Origin of the sequence: Flavobacterium limicola (genome assembly GCF_003634755.1) — a bacterium.
GTDB lineage: Bacteria > Bacteroidota > Bacteroidia > Flavobacteriales > Flavobacteriaceae > Flavobacterium > Flavobacterium limicola.
Map to the genome: position 1 here is coordinate 1 of NZ_RBXA01000009.1, position 5369 is coordinate 5369.

Consider the following 5369-nt stretch of genomic DNA (forward strand, 5'->3'; position numbering starts at 1 on the left):
TAACAAGTGTTAAAAGAAGTTGAAAAACAAGATAAGAACACGTTCCTAGACATATTGAATTGACAGCCGTTTTAAGAGAGATCTTAGAACAAAAGAATAAGAGTAATAGAATCGAGAGATTTGAAAAAACCACTAGAATTTAGTCGAATAACAATAGCTTGAGCAATCAAGCAAACAATATACGATGAAGAGTTTGATCCTGGCTCAGGATGAACGCTAGCGGCAGGCTTAACACATGCAAGTCGAGGGGTATAGTTCTTCGGAATTAGAGACCGGCGCACGGGTGCGTAACGCGTATGCAATCTACCTTTCACAGAGGGATAGCCCAGAGAAATTTGGATTAATACCTCATAGTATAACATGACCGCATGGTCGAGTTATTAAAGTCACAACGGTGAAAGATGAGCATGCGTCCCATTAGCTAGTTGGTAAGGTAACGGCTTACCAAGGCAACGATGGGTAGGGGTCCTGAGAGGGAGATCCCCCACACTGGTACTGAGACACGGACCAGACTCCTACGGGAGGCAGCAGTGAGGAATATTGGACAATGGGCGCAAGCCTGATCCAGCCATGCCGCGTGCAGGATGACGGTCCTATGGATTGTAAACTGCTTTTATACAGGAAGAAACAACTCTACGTGTAGAGTCTTGACGGTACTGTAAGAATAAGGATCGGCTAACTCCGTGCCAGCAGCCGCGGTAATACGGAGGATCCAAGCGTTATCCGGAATCATTGGGTTTAAAGGGTCCGTAGGCGGTCAGATAAGTCAGTGGTGAAAGCCCATCGCTCAACGGTGGAACGGCCATTGATACTGTCTGACTTGAATTATTAGGAAGTAACTAGAATATGTAGTGTAGCGGTGAAATGCTTAGAGATTACATGGAATACCAATTGCGAAGGCAGGTTACTACTAATTGATTGACGCTGATGGACGAAAGCGTGGGTAGCGAACAGGATTAGATACCCTGGTAGTCCACGCCGTAAACGATGGATACTAGCTGTTGGGAGCAATCTCAGTGGCTAAGCGAAAGTGATAAGTATCCCACCTGGGGAGTACGTTCGCAAGAATGAAACTCAAAGGAATTGACGGGGGCCCGCACAAGCGGTGGAGCATGTGGTTTAATTCGATGATACGCGAGGAACCTTACCAAGGCTTAAATGTAGATTGACCGGTTTGGAAACAGACTTTTCGCAAGACAATTTACAAGGTGCTGCATGGTTGTCGTCAGCTCGTGCCGTGAGGTGTCAGGTTAAGTCCTATAACGAGCGCAACCCCTGTTGTTAGTTGCCAGCGAGTCATGTCGGGAACTCTAACAAGACTGCCAGTGCAAACTGTGAGGAAGGTGGGGATGACGTCAAATCATCACGGCCCTTACGCCTTGGGCTACACACGTGCTACAATGGCCGGTACAGAGAGCAGCCACTGGGCGACCAGGAGCGAATCTATAAAACCGGTCACAGTTCGGATCGGAGTCTGCAACTCGACTCCGTGAAGCTGGAATCGCTAGTAATCGGATATCAGCCATGATCCGGTGAATACGTTCCCGGGCCTTGTACACACCGCCCGTCAAGCCATGGAAGCTGGGGGTGCCTGAAGTCGGTGACCGCAAGGAGCTGCCTAGGGTAAAACTGGTAACTAGGGCTAAGTCGTAACAAGGTAGCCGTACCGGAAGGTGCGGCTGGAACACCTCCTTTCTAGAGCCTTAGTGTTAGTAGCAATACACGCTAGGGAAAGAAGACGAAAGTTCGAGTTGGAAACAAGTTTCAACATTTTATTACTCTTGCTGTTAGTTCAAATAATACCATTTAAGAATAAGAGTGTCTCGTAGCTCAGCTGGTTAGAGTACTACACTGATAATGTAGGGGTCGACAGTTCGAGTCTGTCCGAGACAACTATTTACAACTTAAATAAAAAGAAGAAATTCTAGAGTTGAGGAGTTATGAAGTATAAATTCATAATTCATAATTCACAATTCATAATTAGATTGGGGGATTAGCTCAGCTGGCTAGAGCGCCTGCCTTGCACGCAGGAGGTCAACGGTTCGACTCCGTTATTCTCCACAGATCCGAAAGGATAAAAGTTCATTGACATATTGAGATAAGAAAATAATAAAAAGTAGAAAGCATTTTTTACTTGTTTATCATTAGACAAGTAAAAGAAACGGTCTCGTTTTAATTAACGAGATTGGTACAATAAGCAAAATAAGGGCGTATGGGGGATGCCTTGGCTCTCAGAGGCGATGAAAGGCGTGATAAGCTGCGAAAAGCTACGGGGATTGGCACACACGATATGATCCGTAGATACCTGAATGGGGCAACCCACTATGTTGAAGACATAGTACACCGATAGGTGGGCAAACCCGCTGAACTGAAACATCTAAGTAGGCGGAGGAGAAGAAAACAAAAGTGATTCCGTAAGTAGTGGCGAGCGAACGCGGATTAGCCCAAACCAATGTTGTTACGGCAATATTGGGGTTGTAGGACCACGACATTTGTTGCGGATTGAATTAGAATTTACTGGAAAGTAAAGCCAAAGAAGGTGATAGCCCTGTATAAGTAAAAGAAGATAACGATAGTGGTATCCTGAGTAGGGCGGGACACGAGAAATCCTGTCTGAATTTGGCGGGACCATCCGCTAAGGCTAAATACTCCTGAGAGACCGATAGTGAACCAGTACCGTGAGGGAAAGGTGAAAAGAACCGTGAATAACGGAGTGAAATAGATCCTGAAACCATACGCTTACAAGCGGTCGGAGCCCTTTCGTGGGGTGACGGCGTGCCTTTTGCATAATGAGCCTACGAGTTAACGTTGCTGGCAAGGATAAGTGGTTAAGCCACGGATCCGTAGCGAAAGCGAGTCTGAATAGGGCGCTTTAGTCAGTAGTGTTAGACGCGAAACCGTGTGATCTACCCATGGGCAGGATGAAGCGCTGGTAACACAGTGTGGAGGTCCGAACCGGTTGACGTTGAAAAGTCTTCGGATGACCTGTGGGTAGGGGTGAAAGGCCAATCAAACTCGGAAATAGCTCGTACTCCCCGAAATGCATTTAGGTGCAGCGTTATGCGTAAAGTTATATAGAGGTAGAGCTACTGATTGGATGCGGGGGCTTCACCGCCTACCAATTCCTGACAAACTCCGAATGCTATATAATGTTTCATAACAGTGAGGGCTTGGGTGCTAAGGTCCAAGTCCGAGAGGGAAAGAACCCAGACCATCAGCTAAGGTCCCCAAATATATACTAAGTTGAAAGAACGAGGTTTGTCTGCCCAGACAGCTAGGATGTTGGCTTGGAAGCAGCCATTCATTTAAAGAGTGCGTAACAGCTCACTAGTCGAGCGGACGAGCATGGATAATAATCGGGCATAAGTATATTACCGAAGCTATGGATTTAGAGTTTACTCTAAGTGGTAGGGGAGCATTCTAACAGGGTAGAAGGTGTATCGTAAGGTATGCTGGACTGGTTAGAAAAGAAAATGTAGGCATAAGTAACGATAATGCGGGCGAGAAACCCGCACACCGAAAGACTAAGGTTTCCACAGCTATGCTAATCAGCTGTGGGTTAGTCGGGACCTAAGGCGAACCCGAAAGGGACAGTCGATGGACAACGGGTTAATATTCCCGTACTAGTTATTACTGTGATGGGGTGACGGAGTGATGAAAGCGCCGCGAACTGACGGAATAGTTCGTTGAAGTACCTACCTATAAGACCCGCAGGCAAATCCACGGGTTTTGGGGAAATACGATAGTACTCGGAGTCTTCGGACAAAGAGATAGTGCGCCTAAGGGCTTCCAAGAAAAACCTCTAAACTTCAGGTAATAAGTACCCGTACCGCAAACCGACACAGGTAGTCGAGGAGAGAATCCTAAGGTGCTCGAGAGATTCATGGCTAAGGAATTAGGCAAAATAGACCCGTAACTTCGGGAGAAGGGTCGCCAGCAGCAATGCTGGCCGCAGTGAAGAGGTCCAGGCGACTGTTTATCAAAAACACAGGGCTCTGCAAAATCGTAAGATGAAGTATAGGGCCTGACACCTGCCCGGTGCTGGAAGGTTAAGTGGAGATGTTATCTTCGGAGAAGCATTGAAATGAAGCCCCAGTAAACGGCGGCCGTAACTATAACGGTCCTAAGGTAGCGAAATTCCTTGTCGGGTAAGTTCCGACCTGCACGAATGGTGTAACGATCTGGACACTGTCTCAGCCATGAGCTCGGTGAAATTGTAGTAGCGGTGAAGATGCCGCTTACCCGCAGTGGGACGAAAAGACCCTGTGCACCTTTACTATAGCTTAGTATTGACCTTGGATAAATGATGTGTAGGATAGGTTGGAGACTGTGAAGTGGCGTCGCTAGGCGTTGTGGAGTCATTGTTGAAATACAACCCTTTGTTTATCTGAGGCCTAACCCCGTAATACGGGGGACATTGCTTGGTGGGTAGTTTGACTGGGGTGGTCGCCTCCAAAAGAGTAACGGAGGCTTCTAAAGGTTCCCTCAGTACGCTTGGTAACCGTGCGTAGAGTGCAATGGCATAAGGGAGCTTGACTGAGAGACATACAGGTCGATCAGGTACGAAAGTAGAGCATAGTGATCCGGTGGTTCCGCATGGAAGGGCCATCGCTCAAAGGATAAAAGGTACGCCGGGGATAACAGGCTGATCTCCCCCAAGAGCTCATATCGACGGGGGGGTTTGGCACCTCGATGTCGGCTCGTCACATCCTGGGGCTGGAGAAGGTCCCAAGGGTTGGGCTGTTCGCCCATTAAAGTGGCACGCGAGCTGGGTTCAGAACGTCGTGAGACAGTTCGGTCTCTATCTACTGTGGGCGCAAGAAATTTGAGTGGATCTGATTCTAGTACGAGAGGACCGAATTGGACAAACCTCTAGTGTATCTGTTGTCACGCCAGTGGCATCGCAGAGTAGCTACGTTTGGAAGGGATAAGCGCTGAAAGCATATAAGCGCGAAACCCACCACAAGATGAGATTTCTTTTAAGGGTCGTGGGAGATGACCACGTTGATAGGCTATAGATGTAAAGGCAGTAATGTCATAGTCGAGTAGTACTAATAACCCGTAAGCTTATGTACGCTTTTCTCCCGTCTTTCGGGACGGGAGAAGAAACTTTCTCAAAACTTTTTATTTTCTTTATCTCAGTATGTTAAGATATTATTGCAATTACGAATTCATAATTACGAATTACGACTTGCAAATAATTGCCCAAAGCAATTATAACCTCTTAAGGTGGTTATTGCGGCGGGGCTCACCTCTTCCCATCCCGAACAGAGTAGTTAAGCCCGCCTGCGCAGATGGTACTGCAGTTATGTGGGAGAGTATGTCGTCGCCTTTCTTTGAAAAGCCTATCTGAAAAGATAGGCTTTTTT

The 5369-nt window shown here is 47.1% G+C and carries 2 tRNA genes and 3 rRNA genes; all 5 read left to right on the top strand.

Going from position 1 to position 5369, the window contains the following annotated elements:
• Nucleotides 1-181: 181 nt before the first annotated feature.
• The 5 genes from BC952_RS14715 to rrf all read left to right on the top strand — a co-directional run bounded on the left by BC952_RS14715 (nt 182) and on the right by rrf (nt 5335).
• Nucleotides 182-1695, top strand: a 16S ribosomal RNA gene (locus BC952_RS14715).
• A gap of 124 nt (nt 1696-1819) precedes the next feature.
• Nucleotides 1820-1893, top strand: a tRNA-Ile gene (locus BC952_RS14720).
• A 94-nt stretch (nt 1894-1987) separates the two neighbouring features.
• Nucleotides 1988-2061 (top strand) — tRNA-Ala (locus BC952_RS14725).
• 130 nt (nt 2062-2191) lie between these two features.
• Nucleotides 2192-5075 (top strand): 23S ribosomal RNA (locus BC952_RS14730).
• Nucleotides 5076-5225: 150 nt separating this feature from the next.
• A 5S ribosomal RNA gene (rrf, locus tag BC952_RS14735) occupies nt 5226-5335 on the top strand.
• Together the 16S, 23S and 5S rRNA genes with 2 tRNA genes alongside form the textbook arrangement of a ribosomal RNA operon.
• The last annotated feature ends 34 nt before the right edge of the window (nt 5336-5369 follow it).